We start from the raw sequence: 23,155 nt of genomic DNA, 5'->3' as shown, positions 1-23,155 counted from the left end.
ACAAAGATAAGAAAGCGTTAATAAAAACAAAACTTGTCGCAAGCTTAACGATGCGACAAGTTTTATTGATTTGCTTTAAGCTTGTGTTAGCTCTTTTTCCGGCACAATATTTGAGTAGAGTGAGTCAACAATTTCTTTTGAGCGGACAGCAAGAACGGACAACAGGGTGTCACTTAGCCCATGAGACGACTCACAACAACCTTGGAGGAACACATTTACCTTACAAGAATCTTGCATTGGTAAACGGTAGTGTCGCTCAACTTGTTTATCAGACATCAAAGGCTCAAGCTTATCCAACATTCGGTTGAATTGGTCATAGCGGTAACCCGTCGCGAGAACAACTGCATCATAATCGTGCCAGTTCTGCTGCGAATGAATACGGTCATTGTATCTAAGCGAAATCTTACCTTCTTTCTGCCCTACCTCTTGAATATCATGGCAGCGCAGGTGTTCGTGCTTACCTTCCCCTGTAACTTTTTGCAAATATAAGCGCTCATAAATCGCGCTAAGCTCTTCTGTATCGACAACTGAATAGTTGGTGCCATTGAAGCGAGAAAGGATGGTTTTACGCTCTTCATCATTGCTCTTGTATACGTGATCCGTGAACTCAGGGTCAAAGATCTCGTTAACGAATGCACTGTCATCCGCTGGATGTAGAGCAAAGTTACGGTTGACGAGGTGAACTTCACCTTCTTCATAACGGTTTGTCAGGTCAACGAAGATCTCAGCAGCACTTTGACCAGCACCCACAACTGCAATCTTAGGTGTCTCCGTACCAGCATTAAACTGTTCACGCCACACCTTGTATTTCGATGAATGGATCACCTTCTCGTCATTCAAACCGTTAAACAGCTCTGGAAGTTTCGGCACACCACCCATACCAATCAATAGGTTTTTGGCAACACGTACTGTTTGGTTACCGTTGATATCCGTTGAAACAACACGAACTTTAGTAATTTCTCCATCGACTTCAATCGGTTCGATGTCGATAACGCGTTGTCCATAGGTCACGACAGAATCAAACTGGTTTGCAACCCAAGTCAGGTAGTCATTGAATTCTACACGTGAAGGGTGCAAAGAACCCAAGTTTATGAATGAACTTAAGCGGTCATGTGAATGTAGGTAGTTTACAAAGGAATAAGGGCTGGTTGGATTGCGCAGCGTAACCAAATCTTTCAAACAAGAAATCTGCATTCGAGTGCCATCTAGCAACATGCCACCATGCCATTCGAAATGAGATTTCTGCTCTAGGAAGCAGTAGCTTAATTCTTGGTTCTGCGCCGTTTCTTCTAACGCAATCGCAATTGACAGGTTAGCAGGGCCAAAGCCCACGCCAAGCACATCATATTCCTTAATCTGGTCTGTCATTTTTGTAACCTCATGTTTTTCCGTTGAGCTCTTTGGCTCTCTATCCCCGAGACACCCTAAAACTGGGTTGCGATACTAAAAGCAATCGCTAAAGAAGGTATCTCTCAACTGACACATTAGAGCTGCCCTCTTATGAGGGAAGTCGAATTCTTTTAACTTGGCGAAACCGAATTTCTGCAGATAGCCAATCATCTTGGCGTTATCTGCTCTTGGTTCGCTGACGATTTTCTCTGTCCTAGGATCGGACAGGTAAAGGAAGTGGCATACTGAAGGAAGCCAAGCGGCCACTTTATGACTGCCACGGTGATGCTCTTCACCAACAAGCATATGAATACCGCGGTCGTAATCGCCTGCTGCATAATACGGCGCGATACGATCCTCTTTTGTCCAGTAGGCTTCAATGTAGGCAAAGGGTTCGTTATTAAGGCACACAATCAATAGCTGATTTTTATCATTGACCAACTGCTCCTCTAGATAAGCTTTATGCTCTTCTAAAGTGCCTGTCTGCTCCCAAAACGCGGCCACTCGTTCACTGTTTTGCCATTTTGAAAACAGCTCTGCGTGTTGCTCTACATCAAGACCAATAAGAGACAGCGTCTGCCCTAGCTCAGGAATGTAGCGGCTGTACAACTCGCCTTTTTGAGGTCTTGGACGCAAAGGATGGTAGCCATTACCCGCAAGAATCTGTTTGTGTGGAATTAATCGACGTTGCTGCTGCAACCAAAACTCCGGCAGTTGAAGTAAGCTCTCTCGCCAAACAAGTCTAATTCCTTCTGCGCTAACTTGAACGATGTCTTCTAAAGCAGAGGCAGAATTTTCGTTAAGCTCAATACATCGAATATCTTTGCGCTGCTCAAGCAAAACTACCAAAGCTTTAACATACTCTGAATCCGTTAATGTATTCTCACTAACTCTCCAGTATCCATCGCTCTCGTTACTAACCGTTATTCTACCTTCACCAAGATCGATGCAGCATTTATCCCCTTGCTGCTGAACACTCTGCCCTATAGGCAGAGTGTTTAGGGCATGACGGTTACCAGTCATAGCTCAAGCTCGCAATGACGTTGCGGCGGTCACCGTAGTAACACCAGTAATTACTTGTACATGTTGCGATGTACTCTTTATCAAAGATATTCTTCGCAGCGACTTGGAACTTGTAGTCTTGGAAACGGTAACTCACCGTCGCATCATACAATGTGTAAGCTGACACCTTCTGGGTATTATCGTTACCAGCATAAGTATCGCCTGTATAACGCACACCACCACCAACACTTAGACCGTTAAGCACACCATCAAAGAACTGGTATTTAGCCCACGCTGAAGCTAGCGTATCTGCCACTTGCTGAGGCGTTTTACCAACAAGCGACTTGTCTTTGTCATCTTTGATTTCTGAATCAAGATGAGTGATGTTACCGATAAGAGTTAGAGATTGAGTTACATTAGCAACTGCTTCAAGTTCAATCCCCTGGTTACGGATTTCACCCACTTGCTTGATATCTGAGCCATCAACTTGTACGACATTTGTCTTAGCTGCATCATAAACAGACAGGTTAAAGTAACCATCGAAGCTTCGAGGCTGATACTTCAAACCAATTTCAAACGACGCCCCGCGCTCTGGCTTCGCTGGCTGATTGGTTACTGTACGGACTTGTGGTTCAAAAGATTGAGCGTAGTTAGCATAAGGCGTAAAACCATTGCCCATTACATACGCAACACCCGCATTTGAAGTCCATTCTTGGTAATCAGCTTCATAAGCCTTCCCTGTAGTCTGGTTACGTTGCTGATTCGACGTGTCATCGTAACGCACACCTGCTTGCACTACCCAATCATTAATTCGCATTTGATCTTGTAGATAGAGACCAGCTTGACGATTTTTAGTGACGGTTGTTTCTAAATCAGCATCCGTTAGTGGCTGAAGAGTAGTTGAGTTAAGTAGAACTACGTTGTTGCTATAGCTTGGATTATATAAGTTGAATCTTGGGTCAGAAACCGTTCCAAGTCCAGGAACAGGGATTGGGCTGTTTCCATCTGCAACAATTGGATCTGCCGCGTAATCTTGACTATCAATTTTGATTTGTTGGTAATCGATACCCGTTAATAAAGTATGTTTAACTGGCCCTGTGTTAAAGTTGAAAACTAATCGATTATCGATGTTAAACGCATCTGAATGACCTTTATCTGTCGTCGCGTTGCGAACTATAGTTTGGCGATCATTTGTAGGATCGAGAAGCGGACCTAACGTTTGGACATCTCTAGCGTATGATGAGAAGTACATTTGGCGTAAATCTATATCCATACGACTGTATCTTGTCGATTGACCAAAACTCACTACATTGTTGAATTCATGGTCAAATTCATAACCCACTGATAACTGTTCACGCTCAAATTTTTCCCAGTCCGGATTACCTATAGCCAAGTTATCCGGTATTTGACCATTTTTGTTTGGTGTTAACGTGCCTTCAACTGGCAAAAACTGTAAGTACGGGTCTGAGTCATCTTTCTGATAGCTAGTTAGGAAAGTAATGTTAGTCGTGTCGCTAATGTTCCACGCTAATGATGGTGCAATTAATATACGCTCAGCATCAACATTGTCGACTTTAGTACCATTCTTTCGGCCCATTGCCACCAAACGAAAGGCAACGTCTTCATTAATCTCGCGGTTGACGTCTACGCTAATCTGCTTTCTATCAAACGATCCATACTCAACAGCTACCTGACCTGAGCCACCATCGAACTGTGGGCGCTTGCTGACTGTATTGATCAAGCCACCAGGAGGGTTTTGTCCGTATAGCACTGATGCCGGACCGCGCAGAACTTCTACACGCTCAAGACCAAACGGGTCAATCTGCCAGCTGTAGAAACCAGCTGAGTAAAGACGTGTTCCATCTTGGTAAAGGCCAGTTCCTGCTTGAGCAAAACCACGGACAACAAACCAATCTTGCTTATTATCATCACCGTAATGGTTAGTCTGAATACCTGGTGTGTACTGTAGTGCATCAGAAATGCTGATAGACGCTCGGTCATCCATTTGTTCGCGAGTGACAACAGAAACAGCACGCGGTGTTTCATGAATAGCCAAATCTGTTTTGGTCGCTGTACGACTCTGTTGTCCTAGATAGCTAAAGTCAGGTCCAACAGAACTTTCGTGTTGATGACCTACTACTACGATTGTTTCGTCTTCTGCTGCATTAACCACACTAGCAGATAAAGCAAAGGCTACTGCCAAACAAGCTGGGCTCAGCATAAACTGCCGATTCATATGTTTCTCCTTAACATTCGGCTGAACCGATATATTACGTATGTTTTATGATAATTATTATCATTTGCATTCAAATGATAATGGAGTGTAACGAGTTTTATATAAAAATGGAATCTATAAATTAGTTGTTATGGATCTATAATGTATTGTTTATTAATAAGTGCCTAAGTTTGTTAACGACCATTTCATCCTTAACAATTCCTAAGTGGTCAGTATCGAACACCTCACTGGTTAAGAGGGCATTAACTTTAGATATCTCATCGCACAGTAGTTTATATCGCCCTTCTGGCTGACCGGCCCAGTATGCGGTTGGTTTAGAGAGGATCTTCGGCAATTTATAGTCGTTACAAAGCGCACGCATGTGCTGTTCTACCGCCCAGCTATACAGCATTTGCTGCGCACTTTGAGATAGATAGTGATCGAAGCTTTGTGACGCCAGCCAAGATGAGAATACGTTTGGCCATTTATCCGGTAATGATCGGTCAAACCCTACAAGACAGGTTTGCTTTTGCCCTTCCGATAACTTACCTAATAGCAATTCTAGGTGCTCAATAAGCTTGGCTTTTGCTTTCGGCGATTCCCACTGTTCTTCAGCAATTTCAGTGCCCGGAACATAACAGTCCAACAACCCGAGGAAAGCGACACTTTCACCAGCGGATTCGAGGCGAGCTGCGACTTCTTGACAGAGCGCGCCGCCAAGCGACCAACCAATCAATGTGTAAGGCCCTGATGGCTGTATTTTCCGAATAGTCGCGCAATAAGTATCAGCCATTTCACTAAACGAAGTGTCAAAGCGATTTGGATAGACGAAGCTTTTAGACTGAATACCATAAACTGTGCGTTTGCCCGCCAGTACTTGAGCTAATTTTTGATAACCAACTGTTCGGCCTGTCACTGGGTGAATGCAAAATACAGGTGCACTCCCTTCAACATCAGCATTCAGCTTTTCGATCAATTTAAGGTCAGCTTTAGCTGTAATCGCCTCGCCTTTTTGAGATTCGGGTGCCGAGTGTATCAGTTCAAGCCTTTCTTTCCATGCATTTGCTTTGGTCTCAATATCTGATTGCGAATAGTGATTCGCTGCATACTCAAAATCTGCGCTTAATACACCATCCACAACTTGAGCATTGATGACTAAAGGCGTCAACATGGTGTTGCCATCGGCTTGATCACGCGAGTTTGACGACACTGGTTGACACCAATGAGCAAAACTATTGCCTTGATACTGCCCTAGGTAATTGAATGTTAGCTGCGCAGTTTGTTCTTCAGGCTCAGCGTCTAAGTAGCGCAGTCCATAGCCAATGCCTAAGTCTTGGCTCAATAGTGCCATACGCTTAGCGATATCGTCTCGAGAATCTGAGGCATTCAAAGTCATTGGATATAGGCTCGTCATCCAGCCCACCATGCGGCTAAGCTCTAAACCTTCAAAGACAGACTCATCACGACCATGACTTTCTAGATACACGCTTTGAGTCTCTTCGCTGCTTCCCATAATTGCTGTCAAAGCAGAGACGAGTTCAACTGTGATATTTTCAGAACTCAGTAAAGCTGACGTCACCTCTCGGCTTAGCTCAACCTGTTGTGAGCGCTTGTTGCCATAGATTGCTTTAGCGTGTGTATTTTCCGCATGGAAAGCTTGTTCATCCCAAACGGCTTTTCTAGCTTTGCCTTGTTCTGTTGATGCCCATTTTTTGAGACTATTCATCGCCATATCCAGAGAGGTGTAAACAGGCGGTAGCTCAAATGTTTTGGTTGAGTTTTGGTCACTAGAAAGCGTTTGCTGATAGGCACGCCATAAATCATCCATCAGGACTCGCCATGAGACGCCATCTACAGCCAGGTGATGAATTACAATCATCAAGCGAGATTTCTGCCCCTCGATTTGAGCGTAGCCTGCTTGAATCAGTCGGCCTGCTCCAATATCAAGGCTTGTTTGCAACTCGTGAGCAAACACTTCGAATGCCTCTAAGCTGTCTAGCTGAGTTTTCCATAGAAGATCATGGCAAACATGCTCTACGTAATGCTGCTGCCATTGACCTTCAGTTTGAGAAAACGACAATCTTAACGCGGGATGGTGCTCCACTAACCCTTTGAGCGCAGTATCCAGTGCCTGAATATCCATATCCTGCTTCAGCTCAACACACACATGCTGGTTCCAGTGGTTTGGCTGAACAAAGTTTTGCGCCATGAAATGAGCCTGAATTGGCATCAGACCAAATGGTCCTTTTGGTAACTCTCTTTTTTCTTGCTCAACCGCTGCTTCAAGTACTTGTGCTAACTCGCTCAGTACTGGTGCTTGGAATACTTGTTTTGGAGATACATTGAGACCTGCAAGTTTTAGTTTACTCACTAGCTGAAGGCTCAATATAGAATCTCCACCTAACGCAAAGAAGCTATCTTCTCGGCTAACAGAATTAATACCCAGTAGCTCTTGCCAAATCTCAGCAAGGAGAGTTTCTTTCTCACCTTGCGGTGGCAAACCTTGCGACAGCTCAGATTTGAATTCTGGTTCCGGCAACGCTTTTCTATCTACCTTACCTGCTGGAGTTAACGGCAATTCATCTAGCACCACAAGATGCGCTGGTACCATATACTCAGGCAGATGCTCATCAAGCTCAGATAATATCGAAACGCTATCAGCCTTGTTTGCATCAGCGCCATGTAAATATCCCACAAGGTGGGTCATAGAACCATGACAATGTGCCGCAACCACGCAAGTCTCGACACCGGATATTTGCTGAAGCCTTGATTCAATCTCACCCAGCTCGATTCTGAATCCACGGATTTTTATCTGTTGGTCAACACGGCCAAAATACTCCATGACACCATCTTCTCGCCAACGAACTAGGTCTCCAGTGCGATACATGCGATCGCCATTATTGGTAAATGGATCCGGCATAAATCGCTCAGAGGTCATATCCGGCTTACCCAGATACCCGCGTGCGAGGCCGACCTCTTCACCAATGTACAACTCCCCGACTGCGCCTTCGGCAACTTGGTTAAGCAAACCATCTAACACATAAAGTCTACGAGCCCCAACAGGTTGACCGATAGGTGCATAGGCACTGGTCAGCTTATCACGTGGGTAAGCACGCCAGATCATTGGTGTCACCACGGTTTCTGTTGGCCCATAGCCGTTGATAATACGTGGTGGATTTACGACCGACTGAAGGCGGTCATAGGTTTCACGGGTAAAAGCTTCACCACCCAAAGTCCAAGAACGTACATTCAACTGAGGCTGAGTCGTCTCAATCCAGTCCAATAAAGGCCCGACATAACTTGGAGGGAAACAGGCTATCGTAATCCCTTCCTCCTTGAGCACATCACAGGTCTGCTCCGCACTCCAAAGTTGCTGATCACGAATCACCAAGCGAGAACCAAACGCCAATGGCACTGTCCAGCGCTCTACCGCCCCATCAAAACTGATTGAAGCAAAGTGAAGCTCAACGTCATCTTGCGTCATCCCATACTGAGCACCAATCGTTTGCACATGCATACTCAGGCCATCGTGGGCGATCGCGACGCCTTTAGGCTTACCCGTCGACCCTGATGTGTAGATGATGTAAGCCAACTGCTCTGGCAAGAGTTCTACTTCTGGCTTGGCTTTTGATAGGCCTTGCCAATCTAACGTATCCAGATAAAGCGGTGAAACTGAAGCCGCCTGATCTGAATGTGAAAGGACGTGTGAATTAATCTCTTCCCAACGTGAGCGCAATGATTGCTCGCTGATGACCAAGCTCGCAGCAGAATCCTCGATCATGTAAGCCAATCGGTCGGTCGGATAATCAGGGTCAAGCGGTAGAAACGCACCACCAGCCTTCATAATGGCGATCATCGCTATGATCATATCCTTGCCGCGCTCAAAAAGAACGCCCACAGCTTGATCGCGAACGACACCCAGCTCTACTAACTGGTTCGCCAACTGGTTCGATTTTTCTTCCAGCTGTTTAAACGTGACACTTTGCTGGCCGTGTTTTAATGCAGTGGCTGACGGTTGCTTAATACCCTGAAGGTCGAACAGTTCAGTCACGGGTTGATAACGCCACCCACCTTCTGGCTGCGACAGTTCGGATAATCTGGCGAGTTGAGCCTCATCCAGTGAGTTAAGCGCAGCCAATGGTGTATTTAGGTTTTCCTCTGCTTGTGAGACCAACAGGTTCAGAGTGCTAGTAAGCGAGACCATTATCTCGGGGTCGATACGGTCTTTGGCATAGGTCAGCGTAACCAAAGTACCGCTCGAAGATTCCAACACATCCAAGGCAACATCAAACAGAGCATAGTTACCTTTAAGCACCAGCGGCTTTGCCGCCACACCCGGAGCAAATTCAACCGACTCGGTTTGATTTACCTGATGGTTAAACAACACTTGAAAGTAAGGCGTTTCGCCAACCAACCTTTCCCTCAACAATGAAGAAACCACACGATCAAACGGCAATAGCTGGTGTTCCTGAATCTCCAGCACTTTGCTGTGAGATCTAGTCATTGTTTGACCAAAGCTATGCTCAGGTTGTATGTCTTGCGAAACCACATTAGTGTTTACGAAAAAGCCAATAACGTCAGATACTTCTGGTCGGGCGCGGTTAGCCATTGGCATACCAATATTGATATCGTTACGTCCTGTCAACTTGAACAGCGCAGCCTGCCAAATGGCTAGCCAGAAGCTCGAAGTGGTGACGTTATTTTGCCTTGCAAGGCGTGCAATGCGTTCAGAAACATTACCACCAAACTTTAGGCTTACCTGCTGTGCTTCTCGACGCTGATTAGGTTCAATATCGCCCGTCCACTCAAACAGTTTTTGCGGCTGCTTCTCACCTAACTCTTGCTGCCAGAATTGAAGATCCTTATCCCCTTTACCCACTTTTAGCAGTGCATCCTGCCAGACAGAAAAGTCACTGTACTGAATGCTCAATGGCTCTAGAGACTCACCCTGATAGGCGGTGACCAAGTCCTGCATAAACAATCCAATAGACCAGCCGTCAGACACAATATGATGCATCACAATGATCACATGAGTTTTATCTTCAGATGCGCGAATGCACGCCATTCGAACTGGCATTTCATGAAGTAAATCAAATGGCTTGGCAATAAATTCCGCAGTCCATTCGCCCAGCTGACTTTCCGTTAAATGCCTAGCATCTTTAAGCTCAACGTGAGCAATACAGTGCTGGTCAACATGCTGCTTCGGCTCACCTTGGTCCGAAACAACAAAGCGCGTTCTTAGGGCGTGGTGTTTACTCATGACACCAGCAAGCGCCAGTTCCATTTTATCGGTAGAGAGCTCACCAATTAGCTCAAAACCACCACTGATATGGTAAGCACTATTACCAGCATCAAGCTGATAAATGTCCCAAAGTCTTTTCTGCGCCGGAGAAAGAGGCACATCACGCACCTCCTCTGCTGGGACAATCGGTAACTTTTCGAAACTCATTCCTTTGGCGTCAAGCAAAGCGATAAATTTCGCCTGCTCTTGCTCACCAAGGTTTAGAAAACGTTTTGCTAATGCAAATTTGTCTATTTTTGGTTTTTGTTGTGCTTTTAAGTTTGATTCTTGGGTCATAACAATTCCAACTCGTCCATTAGTGCTGCCATGGCGTCGAGTTCATCCTGTTCTTGTTCATTGTTTGCCTGATACTGAGATTGAAGTGCATCCGTTAACGCCTGTAGCGTCCCAGCGGCAAAGAAGTCTTTTAATGAGATCGCTAAATCGAGCTCTTTTTGTGCTTGAGCGACGATACGTGTGGCTAACAGAGAATGACCTCCGAGCGCAAAGAAGTTATCGTCTAAGCCCACTTTTTCTGAGCCAAGGACTTGCTGCCAAGTGTTGGCAAACCAAATTTCCAGTTCACTCTCTGGGGCGCGATATTCCACCTGACTCCACTCTGGAGAAGGCAGCGCTTTGCGATCACGCTTGCCATTTGGTGAAAGAGGCATCTCATCCAGTGCAACGTAGATCGCGGGAACCATGTAGTCTGGAAGTTGGTCATTCAAGTGCGCTTTAGCAGCCACTTCTTTTTCCAAACTCCAATCACCACAAACCACGTAGGCGACAAGCTGCGTGCCTGTTTGATGCTCGTAAGCTATAACAGCAGACTCATCGACGTCATCGTGTTGGTTAAGAACATTCTCAATTTCTTCCAGCTCAATACGAAGCCCACGGATTTTTACCTGATGATCCAATCGACCCAGATATTCAAGTCTGCCATCTGGCATGCGAACCACCTGGTCACCGGTGCGGTACATACGAGAACCAATGTTCCCATCTTGCTCGCACGCAAACGGATTTGGCACAAAGCGATCGGCTGTCAAGTCCGGTCTGGATAGGTATTCACGCGCGAGACCATCACCCGCAAGGTATAGCTCACCAGGCACACCGACTGGGACTGGGTTCCAACAATCATCCAATACATGAAGTTGAGTGTTGCTAATTGCATGACCAATCGGGATGCGCTTACCGACAGGCAATTCACATTGCCAGTAAGTCACATCGATAGCCGCTTCAGTCGGACCATAAAGGTTATGTAGCTGACAATCTGGCGCACCCGTCAACACTTTTTCTGTCAACTCAGCAGGTAAGGCTTCACCGCTGCAAATAATGCGGCGCAGACTGCTGCACTCTCCAATATCCGTTTCACTTTCAAAAGCATGAAGCATTGAGGGAACGAAATGGATCGTCGTTACGCCCTGCTCTCGAATGGTGTTATGCAATAGCTCAGGTTGTCGGTGATGATCTGGCTCAGCAATCGCTAGTCTTGCACCATACATAAGTGGCCAGAAGAACTCCCACACGGAGACATCAAAGCTAAACGGTGTTTTCTGAAGGACACAGTCACTGGCATCTAACTGATACTCGTTTTGCATCCAAGCCAAGCGGTTGTGCAGTGCCGACTGGGTGTTTACCACGCCTTTTGGTAGTCCTGTAGAACCGGAGGTAAAGATGACATACAGAGACTGATCAGCCTGCCAATTTACCACTGGAGCCTCAGAGCTCTGCTCGTTGATTTGCTGTAAGATCTCAGCCTGATTTAGCGCCACATACTGACATTGAGGATTTTCTGGCCATTGTGGCAAGGTCTCACTATCGGTCAGTAAAATGGATACATCCGCAGACTCAAGAATGTAATTCAAACGTTCTGCTGGATAACTTGGGTCCAATGGCACATAAGCACCACCAGCACGAGTAATCGCATGTAAGCCAATCACTAGTTCAAACGAACGTGGTAAACCAAGGCCAACTCTGGTTTCTTCGCCCACACCTTGTTGACGTAGCCACTGAGCCAACTGATTCACTTTGCTGTCGAATTCAGCGTAAGTCATCGACTGCTGACCCATGGACAAAGCAATCGCCTCAGGGGTGCGCTGTGCTTGAGCTTCAACAGCGACTGGTGGAGAAAGCATTTCACCCCATGATTTCTGCGTCGCGTTGAATGCTTCAATTTGTGCGAACTCGTCAGAATCAACCAACTTGAGTTCAGACAGCATTGCATTGGGATTCAACGCAACTTGTTCAAGCAGCTTGAGCCAGTGACCAAGTAACGCTTCGACAAACGTTTGATCGAATACTGGTGCTGCATAGTTAACAAAACCACTCCATTCGCCGTCATCATAGGCCTGAACATCTAAGCTCAACTCTAACTGAGCCGCGACCACGCCCGGATCAAACGCTTCTGCTTGTAATCCTCCCCATTCAGCGAGAATTGAGCGCTCAATACGTTGGAAGTTGAAACTCGTCTGGTACAACGGATGGTGCTGCAAATTACCCGTCACACCCAGAGACTCTACCAGTACCTCAAATGGCACATCCTGATGGGTCAACGCCTGCTCGGTAAAGCGTTTTGTCTCATGGAGCAAACTTTCATAGCTCATGGCTGCGTCTAACTGCGCTGGGATCACCAAGTTGTTGATGAAACAGCCTTGCATCTGCTGAGTGTCCGGTTGTGTTCGGCCCGCAACCGGGATACCGACTCGAATTTCATCACGACCAGAGTATTTGTGCAGCAATAAGTGCCATAGGCTTAACATAACGTTAAATGGAGTCGTTGCACTTTGCGCGGCAAGAGTCTCAATCGCGTTGACCTGCTGCTTGGTCAGAGTGAAGTGATGGCGCTTACCAATGGTTTCAAGCTGATCCCTTGCAACATCGCTATGGAGAACAAGCGGATCAATATCTTTCGCTAACGCCGCTTTCCACCATGACAGTGATTCTTTGGCGCTATCTGATTTTAACCACTCTTGCTGCCAGCTAGCGTAATCGGCGTAATCCAGTGTGTCACTCTCAATGTTTGACTCAAAGTGTCCAGAATGACTGTACGACGAATAAACAGCCGACAGCTCTCGCATTAGGTTTTGAATCGAAATGCCATCAGAGACAATGTGATGGACAACCAGAAGTAACTCAAACTCCTGCTCTGAATGCTTGATTAAGTAAGCTCTCAATAATGAAGGCGATGACAAATCAAAGGTTTCACCGATCCAGCTCAGGCGCTGAGCCTCTAGGTCGGAGAACTCATCAGCTGAGTATTCTGCTAATGCGAATTGACTTACATCGTCATCAGAATGGATAGACTGCATCAGCTCACCATCTACCTGCACGAAGCTGGTACGCAGAGCCTCATGGCGGCCTATCACAGTGCGCAATAAATGCTCTAGCCACTCTCTACTCACTTCGCCTTTTAACTTAAGGCCAAGCGGCATGTGATACGCAGAGCTTTCAGGCATCAGTTGTTGAACAAACCATAAACGCTTCTGCGAAGCACTCACTGGCATGTATTCCATGCGCGGCATCGCTTTGATCGTAACTGCGGGTTCCTTAAGCGATGTACACTGAGTTGCCATCACGTCTAGTCTTGGAGAATCAAAAACACTCTGGAGTAAAAGACGAATTTGGTGTTTTTGTTGCAAGCGTCCAACGAGCTGGGTAGCGAGTAATGACTGACCACCCAGAGCGAAGAAATCATCATTACGACTGACTTGCTCCAGTCCAAACAAGGCTTGCCATTCTTGAGCAAGAAGCTTCTCTATCTCACCTGTTGGCGCTTCATAGGCTTTGTGCTGAACATGATTATCAGGCTGCGGCAGTTTTTTCTTGTCGACTTTACTTGCTGGCGTCAGCGGCATTGACTCCATGACTACAAGCTGTGAAGGCACCATATAATCAGGCAGTACTTTCGCCATTTGAGCGAGAATATCATCGCAGTTTATTAGGTCAGCCTGACCTTCTACGTAGCCGACCAAGTATTTTCCAGCTGAACCTTCAAAGGCGGTGACAGCACTCAGTTTACTGCCACTGATACTCTGCAATCGTGACTCGATTTCACCTAATTCGACACGGAAGCCTCGAATTTTTATTTGGTCATCTGCTCGACCCAGGTACTCCATTACGCCATCTTCGCGCCAGCGAACTAAGTCGCCAGTGCGATACATTCGCTCTCCGTTGTTTGCGAATGGATCGGGAACAAAACGCTCAGCAGTTAAGTCTGGACGATCAAGATAACCGCGAGCTAAGCCAACTTCTTCACCAATGTACAATTCGCCACTTACACCAGATGGAACCGGACGAAGGCCGCTGTCCAATACATAAAGACTACGTGCACCGACAGCAGTACCGATAGGTGCATAAGCACTTTCTAGCGGCGTTTCAGGATAAGCCTGCCAGATCATTGGCGTCACGACCGTTTCCGTCGGGCCGTACCCATTGATAATACGCTTCGGATTCAGTACCTGCTGAAGCTTGAAATAGGTCTCTCGTGTAAAGGCTTCACCACCCAGAGTCCAAGAGCGTACCGCTAATTTTGGCTGTTCAACATCGATCCACTCTAGCAGTGGTCCAACATAGCTTGGCGGGAAGCACGCGATAGTCACGGCTTCACGCTCGAGCACTTCACATGTTTCTTGTGCACTCCAAAGCTGCTGGTCTCGAATCACCAGTTTTGAGCCGAACGCTAGAGGGACAGTCCATCTCTCAACAGCACCATCAAAACTGATTGAAGCAAAGTGCAGCTCGACGTCTCGTGGTGTCATGCCATATCGTTGGCCAATAGTTTGAACATGCATGCTCAAACCAGAATGAGAAACACACACACCTTTAGGTTTGCCCGTTGAGCCCGAGGTATAGATCACATACGCCAGCTGCTCTTCTAAAATTTCAGGACGATTTAAAAGAGGTTGCTGAAGGTCGATTTCAGAATACGCAATGATGTTATCTCGCGGGCAAATCTCACGTGCCAATTGTTGCGAACTACCGTCAGAAATCAGCCATTGAGCATCGCTATCTTCAACCATGTAGTTCAGTCGGTCTTGAGGGTATGAAGGATCTAAAGGTAAGAATGCCGCTCCAGCTTTCAAAACACCGATCATTGCCACCAGCATGTCGGCTCCACGAGCAAACATCACACCAACCCGCTGGTCTCGTTGAATACCGCGCGCAATTAGCTCAGCGGCTACGCCATCAGTGAAGTCATCCAGCTGTTGGTATGACAAAGCAAGCCGTTCCGAGCCATTAGTTGATAAGGCCGTTCCCCCAAGAGGACTCGCCACAAGCGCTTCGCTATCTGGTTGAGCAAGCACCTGCTCTTTTAACAGTTCAGTGAAAGGTTTGTAAGTCCATGGCTCAGACGCTTTTACATGACCAGACAAGCGAGACTGTTGTTCAGCGTCCAATACATCAATATCACTCAGATTATGAGCCAGCTTATCGATAAGCTGCTCAAGATAATGAGACGTCGTTGCTGACAGCGCATCGATATCTGACTCTGAGAGTTTCGCTGAGTCGTACGCAAAAACAATGCGTAATGACTCACCTGGCAATACCGCCAGCGTTAATGGGTAATGCGTAAACTCATAGCTGTCAGGCTCGCCAATTTTAAGGCTAGTTTCACTAAACAGGCTCTCATCCAATGGGTAATTTTCAAACACCAGCAACGAATCAAACAGATTCTCACCAGCCTGTGGTGCGTTCCCTAGTGAAGAAAGCGCTTGTACCTCTGACAAAGAGACATGGCTGAATTCACGCTGTGCACTCGCCTGCTCTTGTATATCGGCAAGCCATTGATTGGTTTTCGCCTTCCAGTCCACCATTGATGTAACAGGCAAGGTATTAATGAAAAGCCCAACCATGGCTTCACTGTTTGCTAGTGACGATGGTCGACCTGCAACCGTATTGCCGAAAACAGGCTGAGACTGACCCGTGTAACGTTGAAGCGTCAGTAGCCATGCGCCCTGAATGAGAGTGTTTAGCGTGATACCAGATAATTTCAGTTGAGACTGCCAGCTGCTTAGTACTTCAGCACTAAAGTCCACGTTGTGGCGCACATGCCCTAGTTTATCTGTGTGCGAACCGTATTGTTCAACCAACATTGTTGGCGCTTCAACACCATTCAAATACTCACGCCAGTACTCTTGAGCACTTTCTGGTTCTTGCTGTACAACCCATTCTAAATAATCAGCAAAATCATGGCTGACAACAGGCAGGCTGATATTTTGATAGTGAGCAAATAGTTCGCTGAGTAGAACACCGGTGCTCCAACCATCCATCAGAATGTGGTGGATGGTGAAGATACAAGCGATCTCATTGTCGCCCGTTGTCACAAGATCTACTCGCCACAAAGGTTTTAGCTGCTGGGCGCTCGCATCTTGTTCCAGTGCGAAACCTAGTTCAATGAGCGAACGTTTATACGACTCTAGTTCAAAGCCTTCTTCCTCTCGCCCATCAAAGACTCTGCTCGTGATAGGAAGGTCACCCCAAACATACAGGTGCGCCTGACCTTCTACTTGATGCAGCGTACTACGTAGAATCGAATGACGCTTCATCAAGGCCTTCCACCCTTCTTCTAACTGGCTAGCATCAGCGCCAGATATAGGTAAGGTAATTTGGTTGACGTAGGTGCTTGTCTCTTGCGATAGCTGCGCGTGGAAGTACAAGCCTTGCTGTAGCGTAGACAGCGGTAGAATTTGATTCGGAAGTTGATGAGCGTTACCACTTATATGGCTTAACGTCGCGAGACTCAGATGAGTATTTGGCGCATCAGCTTGTGTCAAAACAGCTGTATTAGACGTGCAATGTTGTGTCATTGCTTTGATTGCCGCCTCTAAGTGACGAACATACGCATCACACTGAGCTTTCGGCAGAGCAGAAAGTGAAAACTCCAATTCGACATCAAAGCCATCATCAGTTTCGCTGATATTCAATACAATTACGGCATCCGCTTTGGCATTTTCTGGTCGCCATAAGCCAAACTCACCCAGTTCAGCCCCTTCCACATCAGCCTGAGCGGCCCGGCCTAGGAAGTTAAATAGCACATCAACATGGTCTTGATACTGCCATTGCTGCTGAGCTATACCCGCTGAATAACTCAAACCTCCATCAGTGATTGCATGTGAGCCATCTTTTACACTCGCTAACAGTTCACTAATGCTGTCACTTAGCACAACTTTTTGCGGGAACAGCGCAGTATGCCAGTTAACACTGCGTGAGAGATCCAACCCAAACGACTCACTGAATCGACCATGGCTTTCGCGATGAACGACAATCTCATTTGCCGAGGTTGTTTCCTTTATTGCAAGCGCAGACAATGCCATCAAAGTCTGTTCCTTTCTCATTCTGGCAAAGGCTTTTGTCGATGCAAGCAGTGGTTCGGCGAGCTCTTTGGTTATATGGTAACTGTGCTTATAAATTCCTTTGCTTTGGCTTTCTTCATCTTTACCTTCAGTTAGCGCCGTTGGGAAAGCAGACTCTGCTCGCTGAGCATTCCAGAATTCGGACTGTTTATGAGTGATATGAAGATTCTCTAATGCCTCATACCAGTCACCCTGATTGTGAGTTTTAGAGACGAACACATAAGAGTCGGCACCTATTTCTTGCTGGTAACTCCCCAGCAAATCTTGAATAAGCACAGGCCAAGAAAGCGCATCAATGACAAGGTGGTGAACGGCAACCAGCATTTCGCCTGTCTCAATATTCAAGCCGACCGACAATTGCTTACCAACAGACGGATTAATCGCACTCTGCACAGCATCGGTGTCTATCTGCTCTGCATAAAGGTTGAAGGCAAAATCTGCGGTAGTCACATATTCAGCTAGATACTCTGCTGCGTCAGATGTTGTTGTATTCGGAGCTTCGAAAGAAAGACGCAGACCGTCGTGATGTTGCACCACTTGCTTGAGTGCTCGAACAATCGCGTCTGCATTAACCGGAGCTGGCAAGTTGAGTTTTGCGTACTGGTTACATAGTTCAAGCTGGCCATTCTTATCTAGCTTGTTTTTATTAGAATAGCCACGTTCAATGAACCGCTTCTGCATTGGCAGCAAGGATACTTTGCCACTCAGCTCACCTTGTTCAGCTGGTTTGATTTGGCTATCGAGAACACATAACGCCATTTCAGCGAGCACTGGATGGTCAAACACTTGCTTTGGTGTCAGCATCAAACCTCGTTGACGAAGCTTCCCTACCATTTGCAAAGCAGTAATTGAATCTCCGCCAAGTGCAAAGAAATGGCTGTCAGAACCAATAGACTCTAGTTTAAGGAGCTCACGCCATATTTCAGCCAGCTGATGTTGAATGTCCCCTTCCAGCGGCGCTCCCGCTTTTCGTTCTTCATCCCAATCCGGTGCGGCAAGTTGCTTACGATCCACCTTCCCAGCTGGTGTCAGAGGAAGTGTCTGGCTAACAATGATACGTGACGGCACCATATAATCTGGCAACTGGGAAGCTAACTCTATACGCCATTGAGATTCAGATTTTTGCTCTGTTTCACTCAATTGAACGTAACCGACCAGGCGCTTTCCTGTCGGCGACTCGTGTGCGACAACAGCACAAAACTCAGCATTAGCAAGCGTCTGTAGGCGAGATTCAATCTCTCCAAGCTCAATACGGAAACCACGAATTTTTACTTGCTGATCGGCACGGCCAAGGTATTCAACAACACCATCTTGTCTAAATCGAACCAAATCACCAGTGCGGTACATACGTTCGCCGTTTGCGGCAAATGGATCCGGTATAAAACGTTCAGCGGTCAAGTCAGGTCGCTTCAAGTAACCACGAGCTAGGCCTGATTCCATACCGATGTACAGCTCTCCAACCGATCCAAATGGTACCTGTTTAAGGTTCTCGTCCAGCACATACAACTTACGGTCACCCACAGGCTGACCAATCGGCGCGTAAGAGCTTTCCAGTTTATCTTCTGGATATGCACGCCAGATCATCGGAGTAACGACCGTTTCTGTCGGGCCGTAACCATTGACGATACGAGGTGGATTCACCACACGTTGAATTCGTTCAAACGTTTCTCGGGTAAATGCCTCACCACCCAGTGTCAATGAGCGCAAAGATAAGTCTGGCTGAGTTTGTTCAACCCAATCTAGCCAAGGTCCTGCATAACTTGGCGGGAAACAAGCGATGGTGACTTTCTCGTCTACCAATACTTGAGTCGTTTTTTCTGGTGTCCACAACTGTTGGTCGCGAATGGTAAGCGTTGAGCCGAACGCCAGTGGCACAGTCCAACGCTCAACAGCACCATCAAAACTGATAGAGGCAAAATGCAGCTCTGTGTCTTCAGGCGTCATGCCATACTGCTCGCCAATCGTCTGGACATGCATTGTCAGTCCGCGATGACTCACTGCCACGCCTTTAGGCTTACCTGTTGAGCCAGAGGTGTAAATCAAATACGCCAACTGGTCTAGATTGATCTCTTGATATGAACAATCTTCAAGCTCAATTACTGAAGCCTCAGCTGCCAACAATGATTCAATAGCAACGCACTCTGGAGCACAATCGGATTGGATGAAAAGATCTTCAGCCTTATCCATCAAGTGCTGCTGAGTCAGTAACTGCTGAGCTCCACTGTCTTCAAGCATAAAGCTAATGCGTTCAGCAGGGTAATCTGGATCAAGTGGTAGGAATGCGCAGCCTGCTTTCATGGTGCCCAGCATGGCGACCAGCATATCGGTGCCACGCTCCATCATCACACCGACAAAACCTTCTGATTGAACCTTTCTTTGGCGCAATGAGTGTGCGACTAAATTCGATTGAGCCTCTAATTCAGCGTAAGTCAGCGTTTTATCGCTATGTTTTAAGGCAACTTTCTCAGGACGCAGTTTTGCTTGCTCAGCCACCAGCGCCATAAAGGTCACTGGATTCCATGTTTGCTGCACAGCTGAGTGCGTTTCCAAAGCCACTGTATCTGAGGTAGAAAGCGCGTTAGTCTGTGCTAAAGATTGCTGAGGAGATTGGCAGATCTGGTTCAGAACGTTTTTGTATGTGCTTAAAAAGCTGTCAATTTGCGTTTGAGTGAACTTCTCTTTTGCATAGACAAGTCGCAGCGATAGTTGCTCGCCCGTTACCGCATCCAACACCAATTCAAATGGTGTTTCAGCGAGGGGGAACTCAGTGAATGAACCCTGAACCTCTCCAGAAGTCACTACCAGCTTGTCACCATGACTGCGGTAGTTGAATGCGACGGTCGGTAGTGGAAGGTGCCCTGCCAATTTCTCTAGAGGTAAATGCTCGAACTTCATTGACTCTGTCAGGTTCGTTCGGACATTTTCAACCAATTCAGCAAGCGTATTTTCAGGAGCAATCTGCAAACCTAAAACAGCATTATTGACATAGAAACCAATGTTTCTACGGCTTTTCGAATTTCGGTTTAGCGCAGGAACCGTGATCGAAGGGTGCGCATGATTAGAGTAGCTAGACAGAGTCAGCAATAGAGCCGTAGAAAGCACTTCGAAGCGTGTTACACCAAAAGATTTTGCAGCTTCAGACATGCGCTCCGTTTCTTCCAGCGTCAATGACTCTTCAATATGTGTAGCCGTATAAGCACTGACGTCGTTCTGATTGGAAGCCGGCAATAAGCAAGGTTCATCGCTGATTAGATTCAATGCTTGCCATTGCAGCATCGCCTCATCATGATCTTCACTTCCTTGCATTGAAGCGAATTCAACAAAGCTTTGCCCTCGTAGTTTGCGTTTTGGCTTGCCAGCGAGGCGGTCAACCAGCGCGCGAACAACAAGCTGTAAAGACCAAGCATCCGTAGTAATGTGGTGAGCGGCGACTCCCATTACAAACTCTTGGCCACTCACTTGATATAGGCACGCCCTATTCAAAGCTTCGCCAACCATGATGTAAGGCTCTCGAACCCGTCTTTCTGCATCTTTTAAAACGAAGGCTTCAGGATCTGAGTACTCCTGAGCGTCTACAAATTCTAATTTGGGAGCAGAATCTGAGACTCGTTGAAGAGGCACGCCATCATGTTCTTTGAGTCTTAGCCTAAGAACATCTTGTTGTTCTCCCAGCGCATCGAATGCCTCAAAGATGGCTTCTTTGCTGAGACCTTCACCAGACAAACGTAACAAGCCACCCGTATTGTAGGCAATACTTTCTGGCATGAGCTGCTGGAACAACCATAGACGTTGCTGAGAATGAGAAAGTGGACTCCAACCACCATTGGCGGGAGTCATCGTGATATCATCCACTGACATACATATACCTAAAAACTGTTAAATGTCAGGTACCTAAACAGTAGGTACCAAAATTAAGTAAAAGCGAGTGATGTTACTCAGCTAACGCTTCTCGCAGGCTTTTCGGACGCATGTCAGTCCACACTTCATTAATGTGGGCGAGGCAAGTTTCTTTGTTGCCAGTAATACCAACGGCTTTCCATCCATTTGGAATTGGATGATAAGTAGGCCAGATACTGTACTGCTCTTGTGGGTTGATAACGACGGTGAATTCTGTGTTTGGGCTGTCAATACTCATAATATCCTCAACTAGATCGTTGTTCTTATTGTTTTGATTTTCTGGATTGTTGTTTCGTTAAGCGACGACACTTTCTACTGCTTGTTGAGCTTGTGATTTATCCGCAGTATCCAGTTCCGTCAGTTGCCCACTGTCCATTTTGAAAATGCGGTCTGCCGCATCGAAGTAACGGTCATCGTGGGTAATAGCGATTACGGTCACGCCACGCTCTTTAAGCAGAGGCAGTAACTGTTGGTAAAAGACTTTTCTAAAGCGAGGGTCCTGATCTGCCGCCCATTCGTCGAGAAGCATGCAGCCTCGCTGTTCAGCAACGGCCATCAGTAACGCCAGACGTTTACGCTGCCCCTGTGAATAGCGGACATCTGACAAGTGACCGTTCTCTTGAGTTACTTTGTGGCTCATTTCCAGACGGTCCATCCACTCTTTGATATCGGCCTCTGGAACATCTTGACCTTGTCCATTGGTGATCTGGTGAAATAGGTAGAAGTCACTGAATACGGTAGAGAATTGCTGGCGATAGTGAGGCCAGTTGAGTTCAGTCATAGGTTGACCATTCAAGAGCACATTACCTGTATGCGGGCGATAAAGACCGGTTAGCAAACGGGCAAACGTTGATTTGCCACTGCCATTACCACCGATGATAAAGATCATCTCACCTTTCGAAGCTTTAAAATTGATCGGGCCAACTTTAAACGGACAGTCATCACCATCAGTGCGGTATTCGTAAGTCACCTGCTGAAGATCGATGCCTTCAAATGCTTCTGGTTGTTCGTTAGCCTCAACAAGGTTTTCATTGTCACTTAAATCGAGCGATTCAAGCTTGCGCATAGAAATATTGGCGCTAATAAGACCTGGCAGCGCACCGACCGCAGCCATAAGCGGCATTCGCATAAACAAGATGACTAGAGCAAAGGTAGAAGCAACGTCAAAACCAGCCCAACCTAAGCCCAGCGCCAGATAAAAGTTGAGACCAATCAGTGCTAGTACAATCGTGTTAGCCATATTGGCAGCAAAACCGTTGTAGATGTCCGCTCTTGTAACTTCGTCTCGATAACCTGCTGCATTTGGACCAAACTCATCTTCGAAGTAACGACGAGCTCGATTAGGGTTAAGCGATAGCTCTTTGCGTCCATCGATCAAAGCCTGATAGTCGTGGTATAGATTATCTTCCAGTTCGCGTACCTGTCGAACATGGAAAGTGATACGAGTAACGAGTCCGTAGCCGATAACGCCCGTCACTCCAAGCATTAAGAGACTCACGCCAAAAAGTGGTAACGACAGGAAAGCCAAATACGATAAAGCGACCACGGTCAGTACCAATCCGTAAATCATTTCGGGCAGAGTCACAAAGGCAATGGTGATATTACGAATGTCCGTATTTAATGACGCTAGAACACCTGCGCTACCAACATCCTCAATTTGTTCGATATCGGTGTTGATCAATTGCTTCACCAACTGGCATCGCTTGTTATAGACAAATTGGTGGCCTAACTTGTGAAGCGAAACCTGTGCAACCGTTGCTGTAACGAGCAGCAGCGCCAATAATCCAGCAAACTGCCAGATGGCTCTATGTACACTCGTGGTCTGACTCAACAGTTCATATTGAATAAAAGCAATCACGCCAATACTGAGAAAGGCGCTTGCCACACTCAACAAGATAACCAAAGCGAGCGCTTTATGTTGTTTATGGGCCAACTGAAAAAGTAATTTCATCTCAAATCCATGTGTTAATTATTATTGTGATTATCATTATCATCAAGTTTTAAAACAGCATTGAGGGA

At 46.6% G+C, this 23,155-nt stretch carries 7 protein-coding genes; all 7 read right to left on the bottom strand.

The genetic code is table 11. The annotated features are described in order from the left end of the window. Positions 1–75: 75 nt before the first annotated feature. Positions 76–1,368, bottom strand: coding sequence for a lysine N(6)-hydroxylase/L-ornithine N(5)-oxygenase family protein (locus ZX61_RS18390; protein WP_049846053.1), 1,293 nt, complete (start codon positions 1,366–1,368; stop codon positions 76–78). Positions 1,369–1,443: 75 nt separating this feature from the next. Beyond that, positions 1,444–2,412, bottom strand: a complete 969-nt coding sequence (locus ZX61_RS18385; protein ID WP_049846052.1) for a GNAT family N-acetyltransferase — start codon at positions 2,410–2,412, stop codon at positions 1,444–1,446. Continuing rightward, positions 2,402–4,627: a TonB-dependent siderophore receptor gene (locus ZX61_RS18380; protein ID WP_049846051.1), complete on the bottom strand. Its 2,226-nt coding sequence runs from the start codon at positions 4,625–4,627 to the stop codon at positions 2,402–2,404. The genes ZX61_RS18385 and ZX61_RS18380 overlap by 11 nt, the downstream gene beginning before the upstream one ends. Before the next feature lie 136 nt (positions 4,628–4,763). Beyond that, complete coding sequence (locus tag ZX61_RS18375) at positions 4,764–10,184, bottom strand: non-ribosomal peptide synthetase (RefSeq protein ID WP_049846050.1); 5,421 nt, start codon at positions 10,182–10,184, stop codon at positions 4,764–4,766. Then, a complete protein-coding gene (locus ZX61_RS18370; protein ID WP_049846049.1) occupies positions 10,181–21,097 on the bottom strand; it encodes a non-ribosomal peptide synthetase in 10,917 nt (3,638 codons plus the stop codon). Before ZX61_RS18370 ends, ZX61_RS18375 begins: the two co-directional genes overlap by 4 nt. 73 nt (positions 21,098–21,170) lie before the next feature. After that, positions 21,171–21,374: an MbtH family protein gene (locus ZX61_RS18365; protein WP_049846048.1), complete on the bottom strand. Its 204-nt coding sequence runs from the start codon at positions 21,372–21,374 to the stop codon at positions 21,171–21,173. A gap of 57 nt (positions 21,375–21,431) precedes the next feature. After that, on the bottom strand, positions 21,432–23,087 hold the full coding sequence (locus ZX61_RS18360) for a multidrug ABC transporter permease/ATP-binding protein (protein ID WP_049846047.1): 1,656 nt from the start codon (positions 23,085–23,087) through the stop codon (positions 21,432–21,434). Positions 23,088–23,155 lie beyond the last annotated feature (68 nt).

The organism is Vibrio sp. VPAP30 (assembly GCF_001188205.1).
GTDB classification, from domain to species: domain Bacteria; phylum Pseudomonadota; class Gammaproteobacteria; order Enterobacterales; family Vibrionaceae; genus Vibrio; species Vibrio bivalvicida.
This window is presented reverse-complemented; position numbering and strand designations above follow the sequence as displayed.